The organism is Agrobacterium sp. ST15.16.024 (assembly GCF_027956545.1).
GTDB lineage: Bacteria > Pseudomonadota > Alphaproteobacteria > Rhizobiales > Rhizobiaceae > Agrobacterium > Agrobacterium cucumeris.
Window position 1 is genome coordinate 1 of the sequence record NZ_JAQKGO010000084.1, and the last position, 363, is coordinate 363.

General features: G+C 54.3%; 1 protein-coding gene. It reads left to right on the forward strand.

What is annotated here, in order from left to right; all coding sequences use genetic code 11:
* A partial coding sequence (locus PL640_RS25745) for an aspartyl/asparaginyl beta-hydroxylase domain-containing protein (protein ID WP_271363896.1) occupies positions 1-363 on the forward strand: 363 nt, incomplete at both ends.

Below are 363 nucleotides of genomic sequence, written 5' to 3' on the forward strand. Positions count from 1 at the left end.
GAATGGATTTATGTATTTATTTTCCCGCGTGCCGAATACGCCTTATCTGCGGCCGGAGATGTTTCCCGAGCTGGCGATATTGCAGCAAAACTGGCAGGTTATTCGCGACGAAGGTCTCCACCTTCAGCAGCTGGAGCAGATTAAAGCGGCCGATAAATATAACGATGCCGGGTTTAACTCATTTTTCAAAACCGGCTGGAAACGCTTTTATCTGAAATGGTATGAGGATGCCCATCCTTCCGCCAGCCAGCTCTGTCCGCAAACTACCGCGCTGCTGCGCGATATCCCGTCGGTGAAAGCGGCTATGTTCGCCACTCTGCCGGACGGTAGCCGTCTGCCGCGCCATCGTGACCCCTACGCCGG